A 21934-nucleotide genomic window follows, 5' to 3' on the forward strand; every position below is an offset into this window, starting at 1 on the left:
CGCGTCGACACGCGGCTCCGCTCGCGCAGACGAATCCAAGAAGGTAGGGAAAAATGGCCAAGGCGAAATTCGAGCGGAACAAGCCGCACCTGAACATCGGCACCATCGGTCACGTCGACCACGGCAAGACGTCGCTGACCGCGGCGATCACGAAGGTGCTGGCCGAGACGACCGGCGGCACTGCGGTCGATTTCGCGAACATCGACAAGGCGCCGGAAGAGCGTGAGCGCGGCATCACCATCTCGACCGCGCACGTCGAGTATGAGACGAACGCGCGCCACTATGCGCACGTCGATTGCCCGGGCCACGCCGATTACGTGAAGAACATGATCACCGGCGCGGCGCAGATGGACGGCGCGATCCTGGTCGTGTCCGCCACCGACGGCCCGATGCCGCAGACCCGCGAGCACATCCTGCTCGCGCGCCAGGTCGGCGTGCCCGCGATGGTCGTGTTCATGAACAAGGTCGATCTGGTCGACGACGAGGAAATCCTCGAGCTGGTCGAGCTGGAAGTGCGCGAGCTGCTCAGCTCGTACGACTTCCCGGGTGACGACATTCCGATCATCAAGGGCTCGGCGACCTGCGCGCTGTCGGGTTCGAACGACAAGTTCGGCAAGGAAGCCGTGCTGGAGCTGATGAAGGCGGTCGACGACTACATCCCGCAGCCCGAGCGTCCGCTGGACAAGCCGTTCATGATGCCGATCGAGGACGTGTTCTCGATTTCGGGTCGCGGCACGGTCGTCACCGGCCGCGTCGAGACCGGCATCGTGAAGGTCGGCGAGGAAGTCGAGATCGTCGGCATCCACCCGACCGTCCGCAAGACCACGGTCACGGGCGTCGAGATGTTCCGCAAGCTGCTCGACCAGGGCCAGGCCGGCGACAATGTCGGCGCGCTGATCCGCGGCGTGGCGCGTGACGAGGTCGAGCGCGGCCAGGTGCTGTGCAAGCCCGGCTCGATCAAGCCGCACACCGACTTCTCGTCGGAAGTGTACGTGCTGTCGAAGGACGAGGGTGGCCGTCACACGCCGTTCTTCGCCAACTATCGTCCGCAGTTCTACTTCCGCACGACGGACGTGACCGGCACCGTCGAGCTGCCCGAGGGTACCGAGATGGTCATGCCGGGCGACAACGTCGCGCTCGGCATCAAGCTGATCGCGCCGATCGCGATGGACGTGGGGCAGCGCTTCACGATCCGGGAGGGCGGCCGCACCGTCGGCGCCGGCGTCGTCAGCGCCATCAGCAAGTAAGCCGCGCGCCGCTTCGGCGGTTCGTCGCAAAAGCCACCGCCCGTCGCACCGAAAGGTGCGGCGGGCGGTTGCCTTTTTATGAGGGTGTCGTTAAGCGCCGCCCCTTCGAGTTTAGAGAACAACGCTCTTTCTCCGTCGTTCCCGGCAGCTCCCGTTTCAGGGGGCACACGGGGATCTCATCCCGCCGGCGTTCCGCCTGCGGCACGAGCCCCCGGGATTTGTTCCGGGGTGACGGCCGGGGGCGTGGCAACGCATCGGTAGGAATTATGGACACCAACATCCGCATCCGCCTCAAGGCGTTCGATCATCGCGTGCTGGACCAGGCGACCGGCGACATCGCCGACACCGCCCGTCGTACCGGCGCGCTCATCCGTGGCCCGATCCCGCTGCCCACGCGCATCGAGAAGTTCACGGTCAACCGCGGCCCGCACATCGACAAGAAGTCGCGCGAGCAGTTCGAGGTGCGCACGTACAAGCGCATGCTCGACATCGTGCAGCCGACCCCGCAGACGGTCGACGCGCTGATGAAGCTGGACCTCGCCGCCGGTGTTGACGTCGAGATCAAGCTCGCCTAATGGCAGCGCTCCCGCGGTCGACTTCGAGTCCCGCGGCTGATGTGCTTCCGCGAAGGCGGAAGCCCAGACTGGGTTCCCGCCTTCGGCGTTTGCGCCGAAGTTTATCCTGAGCGCCTGCCTTGGCAGGCAGTCGAAGGGCGGGAACACAAGCTGAGATTTGAGATACCGCCGGCAGCTTCTGCTGCCGGGACAGCGTCTCCCGTCACGCCTTCCTCGCGAGGGCACCAGCCCGGGGCGGGGGCACGCTTCGCATTTCCGGGCTGGAACCCTGCTTTGGCGGGGATGGCACGCACCTTCGGGATGGTCCCGCGGGTGCCTCTGTATGGGAGCAACGGATCATGCGTACCGGCGTGATCGCGAAGAAAATGGGGATGACCCGCCTGTTCCAGGACGACGGCCGCCACGTGCCGGTCACCGTCCTCCAGATCGAGGCGCTTCAGGTCGTTTCCCGTCGCGAGACAGATCGTGACGGCTATACCGCCGTCCAGCTTGGCGCAGGAGTCGCCAAGGCAAAGAACGTCGCCAAGCCGCAGCGCGGCCACTTCGGCAAGGCCGAGGTGGAGCCCAAGGCGATCGTGGCCGAATTTCGCGTGACCGAGGACAACCTCCTCGACGTCGGCGCGGAGCTGTCGGCCGATCACTTCGCCACCGGCCAGTATGTCGACATCCAGGGTCGCACGCAGGGCAAGGGCTTCGCCGGCGCCATGAAGCGCTGGAACTTCGGCGGCCTGCGCGCCACCCACGGCGTCTCGGTCTCGCACCGTTCGCACGGGTCGACCGGCAACCGCCAGGATCCGGGTCGCGTCTTCAAGAACAAGAAGATGGCCGGCCACATGGGCGACCGCAACCGCACGCAGCAGAACCTCCAGATCGTCGGCACCGACGTGGAGCGTGGCCTGATTTTCGTGAAGGGCTCCGTGCCCGGCTCGAAGGGCGGCTGGCTGTTCGTCAAGGATTCGGTGAAGGAGCCGCGCCATGCGGACACGCCGTATCCGGCCAGCCTGAAGTCCGCTGCCAACAGCAACACCGCCGCCGACACGCCTGCCGAGAATACGGCCGACGTGACCGCGACCGACGGCCAGGAGGGCTGAGCGTGAAGGTCAAGATTTCTTCCTTCGCCGGAACGGACGGCGCGGACATCGAGCTGAACGACGAGGTCTTCGGCCTCGATCCGCGCCCCGATATCCTGCACCGCGTCGTGACGTGGCAGCTCGAGAAGCGTCGCGCCACCGCGCGCGGCACGCGTGAGCGGTCCGACGTCGCGCGCACCGGCAAGAAGCTGGGTCGCCAGAAGGGCGGCGGCGTGGCCCGTCACGGCGATCGTCGCGCTCCCGTCTTCATCGGCGGCGGCAAGGCGCACGGCGCCCGCGTCCGCGACTTCAATCCGTCGCTGAACAAGAAGGTTCGCGCGCTGGGCCTGAAGATGGCGCTCAGCAGCCACGCGCAGGCGGGCACGCTGATCGTCCTCGACGCCTTCGAGGTCGCCAAGACCAAGGAGCTGAAGGGCCATTTCGCGACCATGTCGGTCGGCAAGCGCACTTTGGTCATCGACGGCGAGGCCGGCGACGGCTTCCGCGCCGGTCGCAACCTTCCGGGCGTGGAGATGCTCCCCGCCGTGGGCGCGAACGTCTACGATATCATCCGGGCCGACACGCTGGTGCTTACCCGCGCGGCGGTCGAGAAGCTGGAGGCGCGCTTCCATGGCTAAAAAGCTCACGAAGGCGATCGACAACCGTCATTACGACGTGATTGTCGCGCCGCACATCACCGAGAAGGCGACGCTGCTGTCCGAGCACAACGCCGTCGTGTTCAAGGTGGCGAACGACGCCACGAAGCCGCAGATCAAGGCCGCGGTCGAAGCCATCTTCGACGTGACCGTGAAGGGCGTGAACACGATCGTCCAGAAGGGCAAGACGAAGCGCTGGAAAGGCTCTCCGTATTTCCGTTCGGACATGAAGAAGGCTGTCGTGACCCTGGCCGACGGCCAGTCGATCGACGTGACCGAGGGGGCCAAGTAACATGGCACTCAAGCATTATAATCCGACGACGCCCGCACAGCGCGGGCTGATCCTGGTCGACAAGTCGTCGCTCTGGAAGGGCAAGCCCGTCAAGGCGCTGACCGAGGGCAAGACGAAGTCGGGCGGCCGCAACAACAAGGGCCATGTGACCAGCCGCGGCATCGCGGGCGGCCACAAGCAGAAGTACCGCTTCGTCGACTTCAAGCGTCGCAAGTGGGACGTCGAGGCGACGGTCGAGCGGCTGGAATACGATCCCAACCGCACCGCGTTCATCGCGCTGGTGTCCTATCCGGACGGCGAGCAGTCGTACATCATCGCGCCCCAGCGCCTCGGCGTCGGCGACAAGGTGATCGCGGCGAAGAAGGCGGATACCAAGCCGGGCAACGCGATGGAGATCGGCCAGGTCCCCGTCGGCACCATCGTCCACAACGTGGAGATGAAGCCGGGCAAGGGCGGTCAGATCGCACGGTCGGCGGGCACGTACGTGCAGGTCGTGGGTCGCGATCGCGGCATGGTGATGGTCCGCCTGAACTCGGGCGAGCAGCGCTACATCCATGCGAACTGCATGGCGACGGTCGGCGCGGTGTCCAACCCGGACAACCAGAACCAGAACCTGGGCAAGGCGGGTCGCTCGCGCTGGATGGGCAAGCGTCCGCTGACGCGCGGCGTCGCGAAGAACCCGGTCGACCATCCGCACGGCGGTGGCGAAGGCCGGACCTCGGGCGGCCGTCATCCGGTCACCCCGTGGGGCAAGCCGACGAAGGGTGCGCGCACCCGCCACAACAAGTCCACGGATAAGATGATTATCCGCAGCCGTCACGCGAGGAAGAAGTAATGGCGCGCTCCGTCTGGAAAGGCCCGTTCGTCGAACTGAGCCTGCTCAAGAAGGCCGAAGCCGCGCAGGACGCCGGTGGCCGCGCGCCGATCAGGACCTGGTCGCGCCGCTCCACCATCCTGCCGCAGTTCGTGGGCCTCACGTTCAGCGTCTACAACGGCCGCAAGTTCGTGCCGGTGTCGGTTAACGAGGACATGGTCGGCATGAAGCTCGGCGAGTTCGCGCCCACGCGCTACTTCCCGGGTCACGCCGCGGACAAGAAGGGCAAGCGCTGATGAGCAAGCCTGCATCCCCCCGCAAGGTCGGCGACAAGGAAGCCTTGTCGGTCGGTACGCAGATCCGCGGTTCCGCGCAGAAGCTCGGCCTCGTCGCCGCGCTGATCCGCGGCCGCAAGGTCGGCGACGCGATGAACATCCTGGCCTTCTCCAAGAAGGGCATGGCCGAGGACGCCCGCAAGGTGCTCGCCTCCGCGATCGCCAATGCGGAGAACAACCACAACCTCGACGTCGACGCCCTCGTCGTCGCCGAGGCGTCGGTCGGCAAGTCGATCACCATGAAGCGGTTCGCCACGCGCGGCCGCGGCAAGTCCACCCGCATTCTCAAGCCGTTCTCGCGGCTGCGGATCGTCGTGCGCGAGCAGGAAGAAGCCTAATGGGTCACAAGAGCAATCCCATCGGTCTGCGCTTGCAGATCAACCGCACCTGGGACAGCCGCTGGTTCGCGGAAGGCGCCGACTACGGTCGCCTGCTGCTGGAGGATCTGAAGATCCGCCAGTATATCGTGAAGACGCTGCCGCAGGCTGCGATCAGCAAGGTCGTGATCGAGCGTCCGGCCAAGCTGTGCCGCATCTCGGTCTTCGCCGCGCGCCCCGGCGTCATCATCGGCAAGAAGGGCACGGACATCGAGCGTCTTCGCAAGAAGATCGGCACGATGACGTCGTCCGACGTGTCGCTGAACATCGTCGAGATCCGCAAGCCCGAGGTCGACGCCAAGCTCGTCGCGCAGGGCATCGCGGACCAGCTGGAGCGCCGTATCGCGTTCCGCCGTGCGATGAAGCGCGCGGTGCAGTCGGCGATGCGCCTGGGTGCCGACGGCATCAAGGTGTATTGCGGCGGGCGTCTGGGCGGTGCGGAGATCGCGCGCTCGGAAAGCTACCGCGAGGGCCGCGTGCCGCTGCACACGCTGCGCGCGAACATCGATTATGCGGATGCCGAGGCGCATACCGCGTACGGCGTGTGCGGCGTGAAGGTCTGGGTCTTCAAGGGCGAGATCCTCGGCCATGATCCGATGGCCACCGACCGGCTCATGATGGAGGCACAGACCTCCGGCGTGCGTCCGGCTCGCGACGACCGTCGCTAAGGGGCAACAGACATGCTGCAACCGAAAAAGACTAAGTTCCGCAAGGCCTTCAAGGGCCGGATCCATGGCGATGCCAAGGGCGGCACGTCGCTGAACTTCGGGTCCTACGGCCTGAAGGCGCTGGAGCCGGAGCGGATCACCGCGCGTCAGATCGAGGCGGCCCGCCGCGCGATCACGCGTCACATCAAGCGTCAGGGACGCTTGTGGATCCGCATCTTCCCGGACGTGCCGGTGTCGTCGAAGCCTGCCGAGGTCCGCATGGGCAAGGGCAAGGGCTCGCCGGAATTCTGGGCCGCGCGCGTGAAGCCGGGCCGGATCCTGTTCGAGCTCGACGGCGTCGAGGGCCGGCTGGCCGCGGAGGCGTTCGAGCGCGCCGCGATGAAGCTGCCGATCAAGGTCAAGGTCGTCGCCCGCCTGGGCGACACGTCCCACCTGGGAGGCGAATGACATGGCGAAGAATGCGAAGATCGACATCGCCGGCCAGACCGACGACCAGTTGTCGGAGAATCTGGGCAACCTGAAGCGCGAGCAGTTCAACCTGCGCTTCCAGGCCGCGACGAACCAGCTCGAAAAGCCGAGCCGCGTCCGCGAGGTCCGCAAGGATATCGCCCGCATCAAGACCGCCCAGGCAGCCCGCGCTGCCTCGGCGGCGAAGTAAGAGGACGATAGACATGCCGAAGCGCGTGCTGACGGGGCTGATCGTCTCGGACAAGGGCGAGAAGACGGTGGTCGTGAACGTGGAGCGCAAGGTCAAGCACCCGCTCTACGGCAAGATCATCCGCCGCTCGAAGAAGTATCACGCCCATGACGAGGGCAACGAGTACAAGCAGGGCGAGACCGTGCGGATCGAAGAGACCGCGCCGATCAGCCGGCTGAAGACCTGGAAGGTGATCGAGCGGGTGAACACCCACGCGACGCCGGAGCGGGTCGACGTCGACGCATAACGCGTCGGCGTAAGGTTCGGCGCTACCCCCGTTCGCCCTGAGCGAAGTCGAAGGGTATGCGCCGACCGTCGAGCATCGGCTTCGACTTCGCTCAGCCCGAACGGCTGGTGGGGCAGGGGTCGCAACAAGGCGGGGCTGGGTCAGAAATCCACCCCAAGGTGAGAAGGAATCGGATCGATGATCCAGATGCAGTCCAATCTCGAGGTCGCTGACAACAGCGGCGCGAAGCGGGTGCAGTGCATCAAGGTGCTGGGCGGCTCGAAGCGCCGCGTGGCCGGCGTCGGCGACATCATCGTCGTCAGCGTCAAGGAAGCACAGCCGCGCGGCAAGGTGAAGAAGGGCGACGTGCACCGTGCCGTCATCGTGCGTACGGCGAAGGACATCCGCCGCGCCGACGGGTCGGTGATTCGCTTCGATTCGAACGCCGCGGTGCTCGTGAACAAGAACGAGGAGCCGATCGGCACCCGTATCTTCGGCCCCGTCGTGCGCGAACTGCGCGCCAAGGGGCACATGAAGGTGATTTCGCTCGCTCCGGAGGTGCTGTGATGGCCGCTGCGAAGATCAAGAAGGGCGACCAGGTCATCGTCCTGTCCGGCAAGGACAAGGGCAAGACCGGTACCGTGACCCAGGCGATGCCGAAGGACGGCAAGGTCATCGTCGGCGGCGTCAACGTCGCGACGCGCCACCGCAAGCCCGATCAGTCCAATCCGCAGGGCGGGCTGGAGAAGATCGAGGCGCCGCTGCACGTCAGCAAGGTCGCGCACGTGACCGCCGACGGCAAGCCCACCCGCGTCCGTTTCGAGACGCAGGACGGCAAGAAGGTCCGCGTGGCCGTCAAGACCGGGAGCAAGATCGATGGCTGATGCCGCATACAAGCCCCGGATGAAGGGCATCTACGACGACAAGATCGTCGCCGCGATGACCGAGAAGTTCGGGTACAAGAACGTCATGGAGATCCCCCGGATCGACAAGATCGTCCTGAACATGGGCGTCGGCGAGGCGACCCAGGACAAGAAGAAGGTCGAGCAGGCGGCGTCCGAGATGGAGCTGATCGCCGGCCAGAAGCCGGTCGTGACGAAGGCGAAGAAGTCGATCGCGCAGTTCAAGCTGCGCGAGGGCATGCCGATCGGCGTGAAGGTCACCCTTCGCCGGGAGCGGATGTACGAGTTCCTCGACCGCTTCATCACGATCGCGCTTCCCCGCGTCCGCGATTTCCGCGGGCTGAACCCGAAGTCCTTCGACGGTCGCGGCAATTACGCCTGCGGCATCAAGGAGCAGATCGTGTTCCCCGAGATCAACTATGACCGCATCGACAAGGTGCGCGGCATGGACGTGATCGTGACGACCACGGCGAAGACCGACGACGAGGCGCGCGAGCTGCTGCGCCTGTTCGGCTTCCCGTTCCCGATCGAGGATGAAGCGACCGAAGAGAAGAAGGCGGCATGACCGCTTTCCTCCTGGTCTGATAAAGAGAGCTTAAGTCCATGGCGAAACTGAGTTCCGTGAACAAGAACGAGCGCCGCAAGCGGCTCGTGAAGCAATATGCGCCCAAGTGGGCGAAGCTGAAGGCGATTGCGAACGACGAGAGCGTCGACGAGACCGATCGCCTGATGGCGCGTCTCAAGATGGCCGAGTTGCCGCGCAATTCGAACCCGACGCGCGTGCGCAACCGCTGCGAGATCACGGGCCGTCCGCGCGCCTATTATCGCAAGTTCCGCCTCGCCCGCGTGATGCTGCGCGATCTGGCCAACAAGGGCCTGATCCCCGGCCTCACGAAGTCGAGCTGGTAAGGACACGACAATGGCAGTGACCGATCCCCTGGGTGACCTGCTCACCCGCATCCGCAACGGCCAGCGCGCGAAGAAGGACAGCGTCCTCTCGCCCGCCAGCAAGCTGCGCGTGCTCGTCCTCGACGTGCTCCAGCGCGAGGGCTATATCCGCGGCTACAGCGAGGAAGAGATGGGCCCCGTGAAGGGCGTCCGCATCGAGCTGAAGTATTTCGAGGGCCAGCCCGCGATCAAGCATGTCGCGCGCGTCTCGAAGCCCGGCCGCCGCATCTATTCGGGCAGCCAGTCGCTGCCGCGCGTGATGAACGGCCTGGGTATCACGATCGTCTCGACGCCCCGCGGTGTCCTGTCCGACGCGGAAGCGCGCGAACAGAACGTCGGCGGCGAAGTGCTCGCGGAGGTGTTCTGATGAGCCGCATTGGCAAGAAGCCGGTTCCCGTTCCGGCCGGGGTCACCCCCAGCATCGACGGCGGCATCATCAGCGTGAAGGGGCCCAAGGGCACCCTGACCATGCCGATGCGTGACGAGATCAGCTACACGCTGGAGGACGGCAGCATCTCGGTGCAGCCCGCCAACGACACGAAGCGCGCGCGCGCCTTCTGGGGCATGCAGCGCACGATGGTGCAGAACCTGGTGACCGGCGTGACCGACGGCTTCACGAAGAAGCTGCTCATCACCGGCGTCGGCTATCGTGCCGCCGCGCAGGGCCGCAACCTGAAGCTCCAGCTGGGCTACAGCCACGACGTCAACATCGACGTGCCGGAAGGCATCGAGGTGAAGACGCCCGACGCGACGACCGTGGAAATCTCGGGCGCCGACAAGCAGAAGGTAGGCCAGCTGGCCGCGGAGATCCGTCAGTGGCGCAAGCCCGAGCCGTACAAGGGCAAGGGCATCAAGTACGCCGGCGAGTTCATCTTCCGCAAGGAAGGGAAGAAGAAGTGAGCAAGGGCCTTTCGCTTTTCGAGAAGCGGCGTCGTCGCAACCGTACCTCGCTTCGTGCGCGGTCGGGCACGCGTCCGCGGCTGTCCGTGCATCGTTCGGGCAAGCACATCTACGCGCAGGTCATCGACGATGCGCAGGGGCGTACGCTGGCATCGGCGTCCACGCTGGCCGGGCATGACGGCGCGACGTCCAACGTCGCCGCCGCCACCGAGGTCGGCAAGCGCGTGGCCGAGGCCGCGAAGGCGGCCGGCGTGACGCAGGTGGTCTTCGACCGCGGCGGCTTCCTCTTCCACGGCCGCGTCAAGGCGCTAGCCGAGGCGGCTCGTGAAGCCGGACTGGAGTTCTAAAGATGGCTGACGACAACAACACTCAGCCCGCGGCCGATGCCGCAGCGACCGCCGCACCCGCGGCGGCTCCGACCGAAGGCGGCGGCTATGCCGGCGGCGGCGGTGGTGGCGGTTACGGCGGCGGCGGCGGCGGTCGCGGTCGCGGTGGTCCCGGCGGCGGCGGCGGTGGCCGTGGTCGCGGTGGCCCCGGCGGCGGCAATCGCGGCGGCCCCGGTGGCAATCGCGGCGGGCGTCGTGACGATCGTCGCGGCGGTCCGGGCAGCGACGACGGCGGCGAGGAGCTGATCGAGAAGCTGGTCCACATCAACCGCGTGTCCAAGACGGTGAAGGGCGGCAAGCGCTTCGGCTTCGCGGCGCTGGTCGTCGTGGGCGACGGGAAGGGCCGCGTCGGCTTCGGCCACGGCAAGGCGCGCGAGGTCCCGGAGGCGATCTCGAAGGCGACCGCCGCGGCGAAGAAGAAGATGGTCCGCGTGCCGCTGAAGGATGGGCGTACGCTCCATCACGACGGCAACGGTCACTTCGGCGCGGGCCGGGTGCACGTCCGGTCGGCGCCGCAGGGCACCGGCATCATCGCGGGCGGTCCGATGCGGGCCGTGTTCGAATCGCTCGGCGTCGCGGACGTCGTGACGAAGTCGATCGGCACGTCGAACCCGTACAACATGATTCGGGCGACGTTCGAGGCGCTGGGCGAGCAGACCAGCCCGAAGTCGGTGGCGCAGCGTCGCGGCAAGAAGATCGCGGACCTGCTGGGTCGCGGTCACGGCGCCGATACGCAGACCGTCGAGGCGGACGCCGCGGCGATCACGGAGTAAGACAGATGGCGACCATCAAGATCAAGCAGACCGGTTCGCCGATCCGCCGCACCGGGGACCAGCGCGCGACGCTGATCGGCCTGGGGCTGAACAAGATGCACCGGGTGTCGGAGCTGGAGGACAGCCCCGAGGTCCGCGGCATGATCCGCAAGGTGCATCATATGGTCGAGGTCCTGGAGGGCTGAGCCTTCCTGCCGGCTAGTGACAAATACGGGGAAGGGGGCTAACGGCCCCCTTCCTCATTTCCATCGGCGCGAAATAAGCGAAAGCGAGTGCATATCATGAAGCTGAACGAACTCCGCGACAATGCGGGCGCCCGCAAGTCGAAGATCCGCGTCGGACGCGGCATCGGTTCCGGCAAGGGCAAGACCGGCGGTCGCGGCCAGAAGGGCCAGAAGAGCCGCGAGGGCGTGTCCATCGCCGGCTTCGAGGGCGGCCAGATGCCGCTCCACATGCGGTTGCCGAAGCGCGGCTTCAACAACATCTTCGCCAAGGATTATGCTGAGGTGAACTTGGGCGCGATCCAGATCGCGGTCGATGCGGGCAAGCTGTCGGGCAGCGACATCGACCATGCGGCGCTGAAGGCCGCGGGCCTGGCGCGCGGCGGCAAGGACGGCGTCCGCCTGCTGGGCAAGGGCGATTTCTCGGCGAAGCTGAACTTCACCGTCGCCGGCGTGTCCGCCGGTGCGCGCGAGGCGGTCGAGAAGGCCGGCGGCACCGTGACCGTGCCCGAGATCGTCCCGGCCGCGGAGAAGGCGAAGGCCAAGCATCGCGTGGTGCAGAAGGCGAAGGCCGAGGCCAAGACCGAGAAGCAGGCCGCGGCGAAGGCCTGAGGCGACACTCCGTTCGTCCCGAGCGACGTCGACGGACATGCGTAGCGCATGGGCTTCGACGTCGCCCGGCCAGAACGGAGGCAGGTTTGCAGCTCGGCCATTAGACAAGGCGCGTCGCGCGCCTATATGAGCGGCGGGGCGGGTTACAGCGCATCCCGCCGTTCTCGTTTTCCAGGACTTCACAACGCATGGCATCCGCAGCCGACCAGATGGCGAGTAGCCTGAGCCTCGCGAAATTCGCGAAGGCGACCGATCTCAAGAAGCGGCTGTGGTTCACGATCGGTGCGCTGATCGTCTTCCGCATGCTGTCCTACGTGCCGCTGCCGGGCGTCGATCCGACCGCGCTGGGGATGCTGGCGAACCAGACGCAGGGCGGCGTCCTGGATTTCTTCAACACCTTTTCGGGCGGTGCGCTGACCCGCATGAGCCTGATCGCGCTGGGCGTGATGCCGTACATCACCGCCTCGATCGTGGTGCAGCTGGCGACCTCGCTGTCGCCGCAGCTCGCCGCGATCAAGAAGGAAGGCGAGAGCGGCCGCAAGAAGCTGAACCAATATACCCGCTACGGCACGGTCGCGCTGACCGCGATCCAGGGGTATTTCATCGCGGTCGGGCTCGAGAGCTTCGGCGCGACCGCGGGGGTGCAGGCGGTGATCCAGCCGGGCACCTTGTTCCGCGTCGGCGCGGTGGTGTCGCTGATCGGCGGCACGATGTTCCTGATGTGGCTGGGCGAGCAGATCACCAGCCGCGGCATCGGCAACGGCATCTCGCTCATCATCATGGCCGGCATCGTCGCGCACCTCCCGACCACGCTGGTGAACCTGCTGGAGGGCGGGCGCTCGGGCTCGACCAGCCCGGTCATCATCATCGCGATCGCGGTCGTCGTCATCGGCCTGATCCTGCTGATCTGCTTCATGGAGCGCGCGCAGCGCCGCATCCTGATCCAATATCCCAAGCGCCAGACGCAGCGCGGGATGCAGGCGGATCGCAGCCACCTGCCGCTGAAGCTGAACACCGCGGGCGTAATCCCGCCGATCTTCGCCTCGTCGCTGCTGCTGCTGCCGCTGACGATCACGCAGTTCGCGGGCAATCGCGTGTCGGGCGAAAGCTGGGGCGGCGACCTGCTGATCTCGCTGAACCAGTATCTCCAGCACGGCTCGCCCGTGTACATGGCGCTCTACGCCGCGGGCATCATCTTCTTCTCCTTCTTCTACACCGCGGTGGTGTTCAATCCGGAGGAGACGGCGGAGAATCTGAAGCGCTACGGCGGGTTCATCCCCGGCATTCGCCCGGGCAAGAACACGGAAACGTATTTCGATTACGTCCTGACGCGCATCACCGTCGTCGGCGCGGCGTATCTGACCTTCATCTGCATCGTGCCCGAATATCTGGTGTCGGCGCTGTCGATCCCCTTCTATCTGGGCGGGACCAGCCTGCTGATCGTCGTGAACGTCACGATGGATACGGTGACGCAGATCCAGTCGCACCTGCTGGCGCACCAATATGGCGACCTCATCAAGAAGGCGAAGCTGAAGGGCGCGCGCCGCCGCTGATCGCGCGGCTGCTACGGGATTTGGGGAGAGACACGTGAACATCATCCTCCTTGGGCCGCCGGGTGCCGGCAAGGGCACGCAGGCGCAGCGGCTGGGCGATCGCGGCATGGTGCAATTGTCGACCGGCGACATGCTGCGCGCCGCGGTGAAGGCGGGGACGCCCGTCGGCTTGCAGGCGAAGGCCGTGATGGAAGCGGGCGAGCTGGTGTCCGACGCCATCGTGTCCGCGCTGATCGGCGAGCGGATGGACCAGGGCACCGGGACCGGCGCGATCTTCGACGGCTATCCGCGCACCGCGGCGCAGGCCGACGCGCTCGACCTGCTGCTGGACGAGCGCGGCCAGAAGCTGGACCATGTCATCGAACTGACGGTGGACGAGGACGCGCTGGTCGAGCGGATCGTCGGCCGCTTCACCTGCGGCAATTGCGGCGCTGGCTATCACGACCGCTTCAACCGGCCGAAGGTCGAAGGCGTCTGCGACGTCTGCGGCGCGCACGATTTCAAGCGGCGGCCGGACGACAACGAGGAAACCGTGCGCACCCGCATGACCGAATATCGCGCGAAGACCGCGCCGATCCTGCCGGGCTACGAAGCGCGCGGCCTGGTCAAGCGCGTCGACGGCATGGCCGACATCGGCACGGTCACCGCCGCGATCGGGGCGATTCTGGACGGTCGCTGATCCGGCGTGATATAGATCGGGCATGGGCAACGAGCAGGCGCTGGCGATCCATCGTGAACCCGTGGTGCATCGCATCACGGTCGAGGAGTTCCTGGCACTCGACGAGGCTGGCTTCTTCAAGGACGTCGGGCGCGTCGAACTGATCGACGGGGAAATATTCGAGATGGCGCCGCTCCACGTTCCCCATGCGCGGACGCTCATGCAATTGACGATCGCGGTTGGTCTGGCTGCCGATGCGGTTGCGGAGATCGAGGCGCTTACCCCCGTCTCCGCCAGGCTCGATCCGCACAGCCTGCCGGAAGCAGACATCGTCCTGGCACTGAAGGACGACACGGACCAGGATTTCGTCACCGCCGCCACCGTCCGCCTCGTCGTCGAAGTCTCCGCCTCCTCCCTGCGGCACGACCTGGGCCGCAAGTTGCGGCTTTATGCCCGCACCGGCGTCCCCGAATATTGGGTCGCGGACGTCGCCGGCCGCCGCATCCTGTGCTTCCACGCACCCGAGGACGAAGCCTATACGGCACAGACCGAGTTCGCGTTCGGCGACACGATCGCTGCCGTCACGATCCCCGACCTCGTCGTCGATACCGCGCGCCTGAGCTGATCGCATGGACGCGCTGACCGCCTTCGGCCTGTTCGCGGTCACGTTCATGCTCGTGTGCTATGTGCTGGAGGAGCGCGCGCCGTTCTGGACGCTGCTGTTCGCGCTCGGCTGCCTGATGGGCTCGGCCTACGGCTTCCTTCAGGGCGCGTGGCCGTTCGGTGCGGTCGAGCTGATCTGGTTCGTCGTCGCGCTCAGGCGGTGGTGGATCGCGCGCAAGCGATGGGAACCGATCGCTTGACTCGTGGTTCGCGCGCGCCTAACCGCTCGCTCTTCCGATAGACCTCCTCCCCGGCGGCGCCCTTGTGCGCGCGCCGCGCGCATGCGTTAGGGGAAGGGCGAATCGGAAGGACGCAATGCGGTGAGATGGGATGTGCGCGCCATGCCGCATCCCGTGGAGCAGAGGAGAAAAATTTCATGGCACGTATCGCGGGTGTGAACATCCCGACCAACAAGCGCGTGGTGATCGCGCTGACCTATATCCACGGCATCGGCCCGACCAAGGCCAAGGAAATCACCGAGAAGCTGTCGATCGAGCCCGCGCGCCGCGTGCAGGACCTGACCGATCAGGAGGTCCTCCAGATCCGCGAGGCGATCGACGCCAGCTACACGGTGGAAGGCGACCTGCGCCGCCAGACCGCGATGAACATCAAGCGGCTGATGGACCTGGCCTGCTATCGCGGCCTGCGCCATCGCAAGGGCCTGCCGGTCCGCGGCCAGCGCACGCACACCAACGCGCGCACCCGCAAGGGCAAGGCGAAGCCGATCGCCGGCAAGAAGAAGTAGGCGTCAGCGCTTAACTTCTCCCGTCGCGGTCGGTGGCAGGCAGGCAGCCTCCCGACCGCGTTGAAAGAAAAGGTCAGGAATACCATATGGCTCAGGCACCGCAGCGCCTTCGTCGGCGCGAACGCAAGAACATCACCTCCGGCGTCGCGCACGTGAACGCCAGCTTCAACAACACGATGATTACGATCACCGACGCGCAGGGCAACACGATCAGCTGGTCGTCGGCCGGCATGATGGGCTTCAAGGGGTCGCGCAAGTCGACGCCCTACGCCGCGCAGGTCGCCGCGGAGGACGCGGGCAAGAAGGCCGCCGAGCATGGCGTCCGCACGATCGAGGTCGAGGTCAAGGGCCCGGGTTCGGGTCGCGAATCGGCGCTTCGTGCGCTCCAGGCGGTGGGCTTCCAGATCACGTCGATCCGCGACGTGACCTCGATCCCGCACAACGGCGTGCGCCCGTCGAAGCGCCGTCGCGTCTGACGTGATGTTCTCAGCGCACCGCTGACGAGCGGTGCGCGTCCTGTTTCTACCCGGCGGGAAGCGTGCCGACGCGCCGCCCAATTTCAGGGGACGAGATCTTGTCTGTGAACGCGAAGAACTGGCAGGAACTGAAGAAGCCCAACGGCCTCGAAAAGAAGAGCGGCGATGGCAAGCGCAAGGCGACGTTCGTCGCCGAGCCGCTGGAGCGTGGCTTCGGCCTGACGCTCGGTAACGCGCTGCGCCGCGTTCTGCTGTCGAGCCTTCAGGGCGCGGCGGTCACCTCGATCAAGATCGAGAACGTGCTGCACGAATTCAGCAGCCTGGCGGGCGTCCGCGAGGACGTGACCGACATCGTGCTGAACGTGAAGCAGATCGCGATCGCGATGCAGGGCGAGGGGCCCAAGCGGCTCCAGCTGTCCGCCACCGGCCCGGCCGAGGTGAAGGCGGGCGACATCGCGGTGTCGGGCGATATCGAGATCAAGAACCCCGAACTGGTGATCTGTCACCTGGACGAGGGCGCGACGCTGAACATGGAACTGACCGCGGACGTCGGTAAGGGCTATGTCGCGGCGGTCGCCAACCGCCCGGCGGATGCGCCGATCGGCCTGATCCCGGTCGACGCGCTATACTCGCCGGTACGCCAGGTGTCGTACAAGGTCGATCCGACCCGCGTCGGGCAGGACCTGGATTACGACAAGCTGACGCTGACGGTCGAGACCGACGGCACGGTCACGCCGGAGGACGCGCTGGGCTATGCCGGTCGCATCCTCCAGGACCAGCTGGCGCTGTTCGTCCACTTCGACGATTCCTCGATCACGCGCTCGGCCCCGGTCGGGGTCGCGGCGCCGTCGTCGGCGGGCGAGGCCCCGGGCGACACCGCGCAGATCAACCGTTACCTCCTGAAGAAGGTGGACGAGCTGGAGCTGTCGGTGCGGTCGGCGAACTGCCTGAAGAACGACAACATCATCTATATCGGCGATCTGGTCGGAAAGACCGAGGCCGAGATGCTGCGCACCCCGAATTTCGGTCGCAAGTCGCTGAACGAGATCAAGGAAGTGCTGTCCTCGATGGGGCTGCGGCTGGGCATGGAAATCCCCGGCTGGCCGCCCGAGAACATCGAGGAAGTGGCCAAGAAGCTGGAACAAGAGATAATGGGCTGAGCCGCCGCCCGTCGTCACCCCAGCGAAAGCTGGGGTTTCGTGCGGCGGGGACGGTTTCTCTCGAGGGGAGATCCCAGCGATCGCTGGGATGACGATGACAGGGTGGGCTCCCGTACGTCCCCACCTGTCCCGGGGTTTCCGTCAAACGGCCCCCTGACGAACGAGAAGGAATTATCATGCGTCATCGCGTCGGCGGCCGGAAGCTGCAACGGACCTCGGCCCACCGTCAGGCCCTGTTCCGCAACATGTCGGCCGCGCTCATCAAGCATGAGCAGATCACGACCACCGTCGCCAAGGCGAAGGAGCTGCGTCCGTATATCGAGAAGCTCATCACGCTGGCGAAGAAGGGCGGCCTGTCCAACCGCCGCCTGGCGCACGCCCGCCTGCTGGACGATGTGCAGCTGGTGAAGCTGTTCGACGTGCTGGCGGAGCGCTACGCTTCGCGCAACGGCGGCTACACCCGCGTCATCAAGGCGGGCATCCGCATGTCGGACGCGTCGCCGATGGCGATCATCGAATTCGTCGATCGCGACGTCAGCGCGAAGGGCCAGGATTCGGGCCCGGTGATGTCGGACGAGGATTTCGACGAGGCGGCATAAGTCGCGCCGGATCGAAGCCGAACGAAGGGGCCGCTCCAGCAATGGAGCGGCCCTTTTCGTATCGGCGCGCCGATGACGACGCGGCCACGGCCGGACGTCCGGCTTTCCTACACGGGCTGCGACCGGTATCGGTCGATCGTCTTTCTCATCCCCGCCCCGCCCAACGTGCGCGCCGCCCCGGCGAGCGTGCGACCTTTCATGACCTTCCGCCCTCCCTCGACCGTGGTGCAGAACCGCGTCGGCGCCTCAACATTCGCAACATTCGCCGTGCCAGTCCGCACCTTCCAACGCCTACAAGGAGCCGCTACAGCCCCCCCATGGAGCATCCCGACAGCATCCTCATCGTCGATTTCGGCAGCCAGGTGACCCAGTTGATCGCGCGCCGCGTGCGCGAGGCGGGGGTCTACAGCGAGATCGCGCCGTTCCAGTCCGCGGCGGAGGCGTTCGCGCGGATGCGGCCGAAGGGAGTGATCCTGTCCGGCGGCCCCGCCTCCGTCGTCGACGACGACAGCCCGCGCGCGCCGCAGGGCGTGTTCGATTCGGGCGTGCCGATCCTGGGCATCTGCTACGGGCAGCAGGTGATGAACGCGCAACTGGGCGGGCGCGTGGAGAAGGGCAATTCCGGCGAGTTCGGCTCCGCCTATGTCGACGTCGACGGCGGATGCGGTCTGTTCGATGCGCTGTGGCAGGAGGGCGAGCGGCATCAGGTGTGGATGAGCCACGGCGACAAGGTGACCGAACTCGCCCCCGGCTTCCGTCCCGTCGCCTCCTCGCCCGGCGCGCCCTTCGCGATCATCGCGGACGAGGCGCGACGCTATTACGGGATGCAATTCCACCCGGAGGTCGTCCACACCCCCGACGGCGGCCGGCTGATCGCGAATTTCGCGCGCCATGTCTGCGGCCTGTCGGGCGACTGGACGATGGCGGAGTTCCGCGACGTGAAGATCGCGGAGATTCGCGCGCAGGTCGGCACCGGCCGCGTCATCTGCGGCCTGTCCGGCGGGGTCGATTCGGCGGTCGCCGCAGTGCTGATCCACGAGGCGATCGGCGAGCAGCTGACCTGCGTCTACGTCGACCATGGCCTGATGCGCGCCGGGGAGAGCGAGCAGGTCGTCGGCCTCTTCCGCGGCGCCTACAACATCCCATTGGTGCATGTGGAGGCGGAGGCGCTGTTCCTGAACGGCCTCGCCGGCGTCACCGACCCGGAGGCGAAGCGCAAGTTCATCGGCAGGACCTTCATCGAGGTGTTCGAGGAGGAGGCGCGCAAGATCGGCGGCGCCGATTTCCTGGCGCAGGGGACGCTGTATCCCGACGTGATCGAAAGCGTCAGCTTCACCGGCGGGCCGAGCGTGACGATCAAGAGCCACCACAATGTCGGCGGCCTGCCCGAACGCATGAACATGAAGCTGGTCGAGCCCTTGCGCGAATTGTTCAAGGACGAGGTCCGTGCGCTGGGCCGCGAGCTGGGCCTGCCGGAGGTGTTCGTCGGCCGCCACCCGTTCCCCGGCCCCGGCCTCGCCATCCGCATCCCCGGCGAAGTGACGAAGGAACGCTGCGACATCCTGCGCAAGGCGGACGCGATCTACCTGGAGGAGATCCGCACCGCGGGTCTGTACGACACGATCTGGCAGGCGTTCGCGGTGCTGCTGCCCGTCCGCTCGGTCGGCGTGATGGGCGACGGGCGGACGTACGACAACGTGCTGGCGCTGCGCGCGGTGACCTCGACCGACGGCATGACGGCGCAGGCGTTCCAGTTCCCGGGCGACTTCCTCCCCCGCGTCGCCACCCGCATCGTGAACGAGGTGAAGGGCATCAACCGCGTGACCTACGACTATACCTCGAAACCGCCGGGGACGATCGAATGGGAGTGATCGGGATGACGCGAATGGCCGGGGGCCATTCGCCCCGATCGCTCGGCGCGGCAACGCGCCGCTGGGCTGCCGCATTCTCCGCGCTTCTCGCCGCCGCGCCCGCCGCGGCGCAGCTCGACCCCCCGTCGTGGACGCGCCCGATCGCGCCGGTCCCGCTGATCGGCCCGATCACCTATGTCGGGACGGAGGGGCTCGCCGCCTATCTGATCCGCACCGACGCGGGCGCGATCCTAATCGACGCGACGATGGAGCAGAACGTCCCCTCGATCGCGCGCAACATCGTCGCCAGCGGCGTGCCGCTGCGGCAGGTTAAGCTGATCCTGGTCAGCCACGCGCATTTCGACCATGTCGCCGGGCTCGCCGCGATGAAGCGCGCGACGGGCGCGAAGGTGGTGGCGGGCACCCGCGACGCCGCCGCGCTGGAAAGCGGGACGCCGCCCGGGGAAACCGACTATGGCATCATCCGCTTCCCGGCCGTGACGGTGGACCGCCGCGTCCGCGACGGCGACCGCGTGCGCCTCGGCAAGGTCGTGCTGCGCGCGGTCGCGACGCCGGGCCATACGCCGGGGTGCACGACGTGGACGATGCGGATCGTCGATCGCGGACGGGCGCGCGACGTGGTCTTCCCGTGCAGCATTTCGGTCGCGGGCAACCGCCTGATCGGCAACCGCCGCTATCCCACGATCGTCACTGATTTTCGCGGCAGCTTCGCGCGCCTGGCCGCGCTCCCCGCCGACGTCGTCCTGCCCGCCCATCCCGAAGGTGCGGACGTTTTCGCCCGCCAGCGCGCGGGCACGCTGGTCGCTCCCGGCCTGCTGCGCACGATGGTCCTGAAATCCCGCGACGATTTCGACCGCGAGCTGGCGAAGCAGGCGAAGGCGGCACAGGCGGGAACGGCGCGATGACGACGCTGTACGGCATCCCCAATTGCGATACCGTGAAGAAGGCGCGCACCTGGCTCGACGCGCGGGGCATCGCCTATGCGTTCCACGATTATAAAAAGGCGGGGGTCGATCGACCCGCGCTTGTCGGCTGGGTCGACCGGCTGGGGTGGGAGGTCCTCCTCAATCGCGCGGGCACCACGTTCCGCAAGCTGCCCGACGCCGACCGCGCCGACATCGACCGCGACAAGGCGATCGCGCTGATGCTCGCGCACCCCTCCGCGATCAGGCGCCCGGTGCTCGTCGACGGCGACCGGCTGGAGGTCGGGTTCGCGCCGGAACGGTACGCCGCCCTCTTTCCCTGATCGCCATGGGGGCGCATGATGCGCGGAGGGAGAAGGGGGAGACATCGCATGACGTCGCCGTTCTGGTTTCGCGTCGTGGCCGTCCTGCTGTTGCTATGGGGCGTCGCGGGCTGCGTGTCGTTATGGTCGCACGTCGTTTATGGCGCGGAGGCGATGGGCGCGGCGACCGACTACGACCGCGCCTTCCATCGTGCGCTGCCGACATGGTTCGCGTTCGTCTACGCGGCGGCGGTCGGCGCGGGGCTGCTGGGCGCGATCGCGCTGCTGGCACGGTCGCGGCTCGCGGTGCCGCTGTCGGTCGTATCGCTCGTCGCGGTGGTCGTGCAGTTCGGCTACGCCCTCGGCCTGACCGATCTGGTCGCGGTGAAGGGGGCGGCCGCGACCGTGCCGTTCCCGCTGCTGATCCTCGCGGTCGCGTCGTTCCAGCTGTGGCTCGCGCGGCGGGCGGCGGCGCGGCGCTGGATCGCATGACGCGGGCGGGGTAGGGCGGATCATGTCCACGACCTTCACCATCGATTCCTCCACCAGTCGCGCGACCCCCGTCGCCGCGCCGATGAAGCGCCTGACCGTCCCCGCCGTGCGCCGGCGCAAGGGGGGCGACCCGCTGGTGATGCTGACCGCCTATACCGTCCGCATGGCGCAGTTGATGGACCCGCATTGCGACCTCCTGCTCGTCGGCGACAGCCTGGGGCAGGTGATCTACGGCCTGCCGTCCACCGTCCCGGTCACGCTGGAGATGATGGCGGCCCATGGTGCGGCGGTGGTGCGCGGCAGCTTCCATGCCGTGGTGGTCGTCGACATGCCCTTCGGCAGCTACGAGGCATCGCCGCAGCAGGCGTTCGACAGCGCGTCCTTCCTGCTGAAGCAGACCGGTGCGGCCGCCGTGAAGATGGAGGGCGGGGCGGTGATGGCGCCCACGATCGCCTTCCTGTCGGAACGCGGGATTCCCGTCATGGGCCATGTCGGCCTGACGCCGCAGGCGGTCAACGCACTGGGCGGCTACGGCGCGCGGGGGCGCAGCCCGGAAGAGGCGGCGAAGATCGTCGGGGATGCGACGGCGGTGGCGCAGGCGGGCGCGTTCGCGATCGTGGTCGAGGGGGTGGTGGAACCGATCGCGGTGGAGATCACGCGAGCGATCGACATTCCCACGATCGGGATCGGCGCATCGGCGGACTGCGATGGTCAGGTGCTGGTGACGGAGGACATGCTGGGGATGTTCGAACGCACCCCGCGCTTCGTGAAGCGGTATGGCGATATGGCGGGG

Annotated in this window: 35 protein-coding genes; all 35 read left to right on the forward strand. The window is 66.9% G+C overall.

Translation table 11 applies throughout. The features are described from left to right. Positions 1-53: 53 nt before the first annotated feature. On the forward strand, positions 54-1247 hold the full coding sequence (tuf, locus tag ASG29_RS09945; protein WP_055983314.1) for an elongation factor Tu: 1194 nt from the start codon (positions 54-56) through the stop codon (positions 1245-1247). A 266-nt stretch (positions 1248-1513) separates the two neighbouring features. Beyond that, complete coding sequence (gene rpsJ, locus ASG29_RS09950) at positions 1514-1822, forward strand: 30S ribosomal protein S10 (protein WP_055983317.1); 309 nt, start codon at positions 1514-1516, stop codon at positions 1820-1822. A 338-nt stretch (positions 1823-2160) separates the two neighbouring features. Continuing rightward, positions 2161-2913 (forward strand): 50S ribosomal protein L3, encoded by a 753-nt coding sequence (gene rplC / locus ASG29_RS09955; protein WP_055983319.1) that lies wholly within the window; start codon positions 2161-2163, stop codon positions 2911-2913. 2 nt (positions 2914-2915) lie between these two features. Next, a complete protein-coding gene (gene rplD, locus ASG29_RS09960) occupies positions 2916-3530 on the forward strand; it encodes a 50S ribosomal protein L4 (protein WP_055983320.1) in 615 nt (204 codons plus the stop codon). Continuing rightward, the gene (locus ASG29_RS09965) at positions 3523-3840 is read left to right on the forward strand and encodes a 50S ribosomal protein L23 (RefSeq protein ID WP_055983322.1); all 318 of its coding nucleotides are present in this window, start codon (positions 3523-3525) and stop codon (positions 3838-3840) included. The genes rplD and ASG29_RS09965 overlap by 8 nt, the downstream gene beginning before the upstream one ends. 1 nt (position 3841) lies before the next feature. Beyond that, on the forward strand, positions 3842-4675 hold the full coding sequence (gene rplB, locus ASG29_RS09970) for a 50S ribosomal protein L2 (RefSeq protein ID WP_055983324.1): 834 nt from the start codon (positions 3842-3844) through the stop codon (positions 4673-4675). Continuing rightward, a complete protein-coding gene (gene rpsS, locus ASG29_RS09975; RefSeq protein ID WP_055983326.1) occupies positions 4675-4950 on the forward strand; it encodes a 30S ribosomal protein S19 in 276 nt (91 codons plus the stop codon). The genes rplB and rpsS overlap by 1 nt, the downstream gene beginning before the upstream one ends. Further along, a complete protein-coding gene (gene rplV, locus ASG29_RS09980; protein WP_055983328.1) occupies positions 4950-5327 on the forward strand; it encodes a 50S ribosomal protein L22 in 378 nt (125 codons plus the stop codon). The genes rpsS and rplV overlap by 1 nt, the downstream gene beginning before the upstream one ends. After that, positions 5327-6034, forward strand: a complete 708-nt coding sequence (gene rpsC / locus ASG29_RS09985; RefSeq protein ID WP_055983330.1) for a 30S ribosomal protein S3 — start codon at positions 5327-5329, stop codon at positions 6032-6034. The genes rplV and rpsC overlap by 1 nt, the downstream gene beginning before the upstream one ends. Positions 6035-6046: 12 nt before the next feature. Continuing rightward, the gene (rplP, locus tag ASG29_RS09990; RefSeq protein WP_055983332.1) at positions 6047-6481 is read left to right on the forward strand and encodes a 50S ribosomal protein L16; all 435 of its coding nucleotides are present in this window, start codon (positions 6047-6049) and stop codon (positions 6479-6481) included. A 1-nt stretch (position 6482) separates the two neighbouring features. Further along, positions 6483-6692: a 50S ribosomal protein L29 gene (rpmC, locus tag ASG29_RS09995; protein WP_055983334.1), complete on the forward strand. Its 210-nt coding sequence runs from the start codon at positions 6483-6485 to the stop codon at positions 6690-6692. A 13-nt stretch (positions 6693-6705) separates the two neighbouring features. Continuing rightward, the gene (rpsQ, locus tag ASG29_RS10000; RefSeq protein WP_055983336.1) at positions 6706-6978 is read left to right on the forward strand and encodes a 30S ribosomal protein S17; all 273 of its coding nucleotides are present in this window, start codon (positions 6706-6708) and stop codon (positions 6976-6978) included. Positions 6979-7155: 177 nt separating this feature from the next. Next, positions 7156-7524 (forward strand): 50S ribosomal protein L14, encoded by a 369-nt coding sequence (gene rplN / locus ASG29_RS10005; RefSeq protein WP_055983338.1) that lies wholly within the window; start codon positions 7156-7158, stop codon positions 7522-7524. Next, positions 7524-7841 carry a 50S ribosomal protein L24 gene (rplX, locus tag ASG29_RS10010; protein WP_055983340.1) on the forward strand — a complete coding sequence of 106 codons (318 nt, stop codon included), beginning with the start codon at positions 7524-7526 and terminating at the stop codon, positions 7839-7841. Before rplN ends, rplX begins: the two co-directional genes overlap by 1 nt. After that, a complete protein-coding gene (gene rplE, locus ASG29_RS10015; RefSeq protein WP_055983342.1) occupies positions 7834-8424 on the forward strand; it encodes a 50S ribosomal protein L5 in 591 nt (196 codons plus the stop codon). The genes rplX and rplE overlap by 8 nt, the downstream gene beginning before the upstream one ends. 38 nt (positions 8425-8462) lie before the next feature. After that, complete coding sequence (rpsN, locus tag ASG29_RS10020; protein ID WP_055983343.1) at positions 8463-8768, forward strand: 30S ribosomal protein S14; 306 nt, start codon at positions 8463-8465, stop codon at positions 8766-8768. A 10-nt stretch (positions 8769-8778) separates the two neighbouring features. Then, positions 8779-9174: a 30S ribosomal protein S8 gene (rpsH, locus tag ASG29_RS10025; protein WP_055983345.1), complete on the forward strand. Its 396-nt coding sequence runs from the start codon at positions 8779-8781 to the stop codon at positions 9172-9174. Further along, positions 9174-9707, forward strand: a complete 534-nt coding sequence (rplF, locus tag ASG29_RS10030; RefSeq protein ID WP_055983347.1) for a 50S ribosomal protein L6 — start codon at positions 9174-9176, stop codon at positions 9705-9707. Before rpsH ends, rplF begins: the two co-directional genes overlap by 1 nt. Continuing rightward, complete coding sequence (gene rplR / locus ASG29_RS10035; RefSeq protein WP_055983349.1) at positions 9704-10054, forward strand: 50S ribosomal protein L18; 351 nt, start codon at positions 9704-9706, stop codon at positions 10052-10054. The genes rplF and rplR overlap by 4 nt, the downstream gene beginning before the upstream one ends. 2 nt (positions 10055-10056) lie before the next feature. Next, positions 10057-10866 (forward strand): 30S ribosomal protein S5, encoded by an 810-nt coding sequence (gene rpsE, locus ASG29_RS10040; RefSeq protein ID WP_055983351.1) that lies wholly within the window; start codon positions 10057-10059, stop codon positions 10864-10866. Between the two features lie 5 nt (positions 10867-10871). Further along, positions 10872-11051, forward strand: coding sequence for a 50S ribosomal protein L30 (rpmD, locus tag ASG29_RS10045; RefSeq protein ID WP_055983353.1), 180 nt, complete (start codon positions 10872-10874; stop codon positions 11049-11051). A gap of 96 nt (positions 11052-11147) precedes the next feature. After that, on the forward strand, positions 11148-11699 hold the full coding sequence (gene rplO, locus ASG29_RS10050) for a 50S ribosomal protein L15 (RefSeq protein WP_055985405.1): 552 nt from the start codon (positions 11148-11150) through the stop codon (positions 11697-11699). A 188-nt stretch (positions 11700-11887) separates the two neighbouring features. Then, positions 11888-13252: a preprotein translocase subunit SecY gene (gene secY, locus ASG29_RS10055; RefSeq protein WP_055983355.1), complete on the forward strand. Its 1365-nt coding sequence runs from the start codon at positions 11888-11890 to the stop codon at positions 13250-13252. A 34-nt stretch (positions 13253-13286) separates the two neighbouring features. Beyond that, a complete protein-coding gene (locus ASG29_RS10060; protein ID WP_055983357.1) occupies positions 13287-13931 on the forward strand; it encodes an adenylate kinase in 645 nt (214 codons plus the stop codon). Positions 13932-13953: 22 nt separating this feature from the next. Beyond that, positions 13954-14535: a Uma2 family endonuclease gene (locus tag ASG29_RS10065; RefSeq protein WP_055983359.1), complete on the forward strand. Its 582-nt coding sequence runs from the start codon at positions 13954-13956 to the stop codon at positions 14533-14535. Positions 14536-14539: 4 nt separating this feature from the next. Further along, positions 14540-14773, forward strand: coding sequence for a hypothetical protein (locus ASG29_RS10070; protein ID WP_055983361.1), 234 nt, complete (start codon positions 14540-14542; stop codon positions 14771-14773). A 176-nt stretch (positions 14774-14949) separates the two neighbouring features. Next, positions 14950-15318, forward strand: a complete 369-nt coding sequence (gene rpsM, locus ASG29_RS10075) for a 30S ribosomal protein S13 (RefSeq protein ID WP_055983363.1) — start codon at positions 14950-14952, stop codon at positions 15316-15318. 86 nt (positions 15319-15404) lie between these two features. Then, positions 15405-15794 (forward strand): 30S ribosomal protein S11, encoded by a 390-nt coding sequence (rpsK, locus tag ASG29_RS10080; protein WP_055983365.1) that lies wholly within the window; start codon positions 15405-15407, stop codon positions 15792-15794. 98 nt (positions 15795-15892) lie between these two features. After that, positions 15893-16954: a DNA-directed RNA polymerase subunit alpha gene (locus ASG29_RS10085; protein ID WP_055983368.1), complete on the forward strand. Its 1062-nt coding sequence runs from the start codon at positions 15893-15895 to the stop codon at positions 16952-16954. Between the two features lie 176 nt (positions 16955-17130). Then, positions 17131-17553: a 50S ribosomal protein L17 gene (rplQ, locus tag ASG29_RS10090; protein WP_055983370.1), complete on the forward strand. Its 423-nt coding sequence runs from the start codon at positions 17131-17133 to the stop codon at positions 17551-17553. Between the two features lie 317 nt (positions 17554-17870). Continuing rightward, positions 17871-19424, forward strand: coding sequence for a glutamine-hydrolyzing GMP synthase (gene guaA / locus ASG29_RS10095; protein WP_055983372.1), 1554 nt, complete (start codon positions 17871-17873; stop codon positions 19422-19424). Between the two features lie 5 nt (positions 19425-19429). Beyond that, positions 19430-20329 carry a subclass B3 metallo-beta-lactamase gene (gene bla / locus ASG29_RS10100; RefSeq protein ID WP_235532859.1) on the forward strand — a complete coding sequence of 300 codons (900 nt, stop codon included), beginning with the start codon at positions 19430-19432 and terminating at the stop codon, positions 20327-20329. After that, positions 20326-20670: an ArsC family reductase gene (locus tag ASG29_RS10105; RefSeq protein WP_055983377.1), complete on the forward strand. Its 345-nt coding sequence runs from the start codon at positions 20326-20328 to the stop codon at positions 20668-20670. Before bla ends, ASG29_RS10105 begins: the two co-directional genes overlap by 4 nt. Before the next feature lie 48 nt (positions 20671-20718). After that, entirely contained in the window at positions 20719-21141 is a 423-nt protein-coding gene (locus ASG29_RS10110; RefSeq protein ID WP_082515897.1) for a hypothetical protein, read from the forward strand. 22 nt (positions 21142-21163) lie between these two features. After that, positions 21164-21934, forward strand: a 771-nt coding sequence (gene panB / locus ASG29_RS10115) for a 3-methyl-2-oxobutanoate hydroxymethyltransferase (RefSeq protein ID WP_055983379.1), incomplete at its 3' end; no start/stop codon positions are given.

This window comes from Sphingomonas sp. Leaf412 (assembly GCF_001425405.1).
Classification (GTDB): Bacteria; Pseudomonadota; Alphaproteobacteria; order Sphingomonadales; family Sphingomonadaceae; genus Sphingomonas.

Coding starts and splice junctions, on each gene's coding strand:
- tuf (WP_055983314.1), top strand. CDS start 54: ATGGCCAAGGCGAAATTCGAGCGGAACAAGCCGCACCTGAACATCGGC.
- rpsJ (WP_055983317.1), top strand. CDS start 1,514: ATGGACACCAACATCCGCATCCGCCTCAAGGCGTTCGATCATCGCGTG.
- rplC (WP_055983319.1), top strand. CDS start 2,161: ATGCGTACCGGCGTGATCGCGAAGAAAATGGGGATGACCCGCCTGTTC.
- ASG29_RS09965 (WP_055983322.1), top strand. CDS start 3,523: ATGGCTAAAAAGCTCACGAAGGCGATCGACAACCGTCATTACGACGTG.
- rplB (WP_055983324.1), top strand. CDS start 3,842: ATGGCACTCAAGCATTATAATCCGACGACGCCCGCACAGCGCGGGCTG.
- rpsS (WP_055983326.1), top strand. CDS start 4,675: ATGGCGCGCTCCGTCTGGAAAGGCCCGTTCGTCGAACTGAGCCTGCTC.
- rplV (WP_055983328.1), top strand. CDS start 4,950: ATGAGCAAGCCTGCATCCCCCCGCAAGGTCGGCGACAAGGAAGCCTTG.
- rpsC (WP_055983330.1), top strand. CDS start 5,327: ATGGGTCACAAGAGCAATCCCATCGGTCTGCGCTTGCAGATCAACCGC.
- rplP (WP_055983332.1), top strand. CDS start 6,047: ATGCTGCAACCGAAAAAGACTAAGTTCCGCAAGGCCTTCAAGGGCCGG.
- rpmC (WP_055983334.1), top strand. CDS start 6,483: ATGGCGAAGAATGCGAAGATCGACATCGCCGGCCAGACCGACGACCAG.
- rpsQ (WP_055983336.1), top strand. CDS start 6,706: ATGCCGAAGCGCGTGCTGACGGGGCTGATCGTCTCGGACAAGGGCGAG.
- rplN (WP_055983338.1), top strand. CDS start 7,156: ATGATCCAGATGCAGTCCAATCTCGAGGTCGCTGACAACAGCGGCGCG.
- rplX (WP_055983340.1), top strand. CDS start 7,524: ATGGCCGCTGCGAAGATCAAGAAGGGCGACCAGGTCATCGTCCTGTCC.
- rplE (WP_055983342.1), top strand. CDS start 7,834: ATGGCTGATGCCGCATACAAGCCCCGGATGAAGGGCATCTACGACGAC.
- rpsN (WP_055983343.1), top strand. CDS start 8,463: ATGGCGAAACTGAGTTCCGTGAACAAGAACGAGCGCCGCAAGCGGCTC.
- rpsH (WP_055983345.1), top strand. CDS start 8,779: ATGGCAGTGACCGATCCCCTGGGTGACCTGCTCACCCGCATCCGCAAC.
- rplF (WP_055983347.1), top strand. CDS start 9,174: ATGAGCCGCATTGGCAAGAAGCCGGTTCCCGTTCCGGCCGGGGTCACC.
- rpsE (WP_055983351.1), top strand. CDS start 10,057: ATGGCTGACGACAACAACACTCAGCCCGCGGCCGATGCCGCAGCGACC.
- rpmD (WP_055983353.1), top strand. CDS start 10,872: ATGGCGACCATCAAGATCAAGCAGACCGGTTCGCCGATCCGCCGCACC.
- rplO (WP_055985405.1), top strand. CDS start 11,148: ATGAAGCTGAACGAACTCCGCGACAATGCGGGCGCCCGCAAGTCGAAG.
- secY (WP_055983355.1), top strand. CDS start 11,888: ATGGCATCCGCAGCCGACCAGATGGCGAGTAGCCTGAGCCTCGCGAAA.
- ASG29_RS10065 (WP_055983359.1), top strand. CDS start 13,954: ATGGGCAACGAGCAGGCGCTGGCGATCCATCGTGAACCCGTGGTGCAT.
- ASG29_RS10070 (WP_055983361.1), top strand. CDS start 14,540: ATGGACGCGCTGACCGCCTTCGGCCTGTTCGCGGTCACGTTCATGCTC.
- rpsM (WP_055983363.1), top strand. CDS start 14,950: ATGGCACGTATCGCGGGTGTGAACATCCCGACCAACAAGCGCGTGGTG.
- rpsK (WP_055983365.1), top strand. CDS start 15,405: ATGGCTCAGGCACCGCAGCGCCTTCGTCGGCGCGAACGCAAGAACATC.
- rplQ (WP_055983370.1), top strand. CDS start 17,131: ATGCGTCATCGCGTCGGCGGCCGGAAGCTGCAACGGACCTCGGCCCAC.
- guaA (WP_055983372.1), top strand. CDS start 17,871: ATGGAGCATCCCGACAGCATCCTCATCGTCGATTTCGGCAGCCAGGTG.
- bla (WP_235532859.1), top strand. CDS start 19,430: ATGACGCGAATGGCCGGGGGCCATTCGCCCCGATCGCTCGGCGCGGCA.
- ASG29_RS10105 (WP_055983377.1), top strand. CDS start 20,326: ATGACGACGCTGTACGGCATCCCCAATTGCGATACCGTGAAGAAGGCG.
- ASG29_RS10110 (WP_082515897.1), top strand. CDS start 20,719: ATGACGTCGCCGTTCTGGTTTCGCGTCGTGGCCGTCCTGCTGTTGCTA.